Origin of the sequence: Streptococcus danieliae (assembly GCF_025447695.1) — a bacterium.
In the GTDB taxonomy this organism is placed as follows: Bacteria; Bacillota; Bacilli; order Lactobacillales; family Streptococcaceae; genus Streptococcus; species Streptococcus danieliae.
On record NZ_JAOBSU010000172.1, the window covers coordinates 1 to 1,851 of the forward strand.

The following is a 1,851-nucleotide window of genomic DNA, read 5'->3' on the forward strand; positions in this document are numbered from 1 at the left end:
ACTCTTGCTGGAAATTGGAGGGCAAGAGTCCCTTCTTTTTTATATGACGGAATACTTCTGGTTTTTAGAAGTGCCCTAAATAGACTATGAAGTTTTTTACTTTTATCTCCACTTCCATAAGAAATAGAGCTGTTTGTATTTTTTTTAAATACTATAGCATTACCTGGAGATACATATTCATATTTTCCATCTGTTTCTCGTTTGGGTTTGAACATAACCTCCCCCAAATTATAGACGACGATAATAGGTGTCAATCGCTTATCGGTTTTTTGAGAGTGGGTATAATAATAAATTTGGTGCCAACTGAGATTGGTAAAAATATAGATAGAGGTAGCAAGTAAGAGTAGGAATATCCGAATTAATTTTTTGTTTCTTTGTTTTTTCATAAAAATACCTTTCTAGAGATCACCTTCTACGGCCTCTTGATTTTCTAGGAGCAGGCTTCGGCGCAGCTTTGGGTCTAGGTGTTACCATTGGTCTCGGCGCGACTTTAGGTTTCGGAGTAGCTTTAGGCTTGGGTGCTGCCTTTGGCTTCGGCGCAGCTTTGGGTTTTGGCGCAGCTTTAGGCTTGGGTGCTGCCTTAGGCTTCGGCGCAGCTTTGAGTTTTGGCGTAGCTTTAGGCTTGGGTGCTGCCTTAGGCTTCGGCGCAGCTTTGGGTTTTGGCGTAGCTTTAGGCTTGGGTACTGCCTTAGGCTTCGGCGCAGCTTTGGGTTTTGGCGTAGCTTTAGGCTTGGGTGCTACCTTAGGCTTCGGCGCAGCTTTGGGTTTTGGCGCAGCTTTGGGTTTTGGCGCAGCTTTAGGCTTGAGTGCTGCCTTAGGCTTCGGCGCTATCTTTGGTTTAGGTGCAGCTTTAGGCTTCGGCGTAGCTTCTCTTTTCCCTGGGTGAGCGGATGTTTTTGGTAGTTTGGATTTTTTTGGTGTCTCTTTGGAAGTTTTGGCCTTGGTCTGTTTTTTCTTCGAAGAGCTTGTATTTTTCTTATCCTTCTTCGATTTATTAGACCCTCCTTTAAAACCATCTAAGATCTTAGAAAAAGGATCGCTAATATATTTTTTAAACAGATTTTTACCACCCTTGTAAACATCTGAAGCAAACTTTTTAACAGGAGGTAAAATATAGGTTACTCCTAAAATGGCGAAGGCGCCGAGCGACAAGGTGGCAGCGGCATTTAAGTTATCTTGCCTTTGTTTGGCTTGCTTGGCATTAGAATGGAATGCTTTATTGTAAGCATCCTGACGCTTATCATTCGAACTATAGTAGTGATCAAAAGACTCGTAGAGATATGTTCCATTTTGGGTATTTTTCCAAATTGTATAGGCATCTAGATCAGACTTCTTATCTTTTGGATTAAGATTTGTTAGCTTATCCCCAGTATAAGAATTCAACCAAAAGAAGGTTTCTTTGGCAGTATTTGGATCAAAGAAACAACCGAAAACAGTACAAATCCTATTGTGAGGGAAGGCCATGGCAATTTTAATCGCCTCCTTCCACCAAGAACTCTTATAGCTGCTTGCAATCGGCATCATAAGATGAGGAAGATCAATATGTAATGTTTTCTCCTCTTTATGATTCTTATATATTAAGTCATGTACTTTATCGTAGTATCTGCTTTCTTTATAGTTTATAGTGTCAAAATCATTCACAAACTTCTGACTTTTATCACCGCTATAGCTAATCCCAGCGATAGCATTGGCTATCGAATGATTGATCTTATCAATGTTCTTTTTCCCATACTTATCTTCTGCCATTTGTGCCACATCCTTCATGTAGTTCATCAGGGCACCTCTAAAAACTCATACTTATTGTCGCCTTATTTCAAATAAGTAGGTATTCCTATTTGGTAGTGTAGTGCG

The 1,851-nt window shown here is 40.4% G+C and carries 2 protein-coding genes; both read right to left on the minus strand.

What is annotated here, in order from left to right; all coding sequences use genetic code 11:
- A partial coding sequence (locus tag N4310_RS08335; RefSeq protein ID WP_262092809.1) for a hypothetical protein occupies window positions 1–386 on the minus strand: 386 nt, incomplete at its 3' end.
- A 19-nt stretch (window positions 387–405) separates the two neighbouring features.
- The gene (locus tag N4310_RS08340) at window positions 406–1,773 is read right to left on the minus strand and encodes a hypothetical protein (protein ID WP_262092810.1); all 1,368 of its coding nucleotides are present in this window, start codon (window positions 1,771–1,773) and stop codon (window positions 406–408) included.
- Window positions 1,774–1,851: the final 78 nt, after the last annotated feature.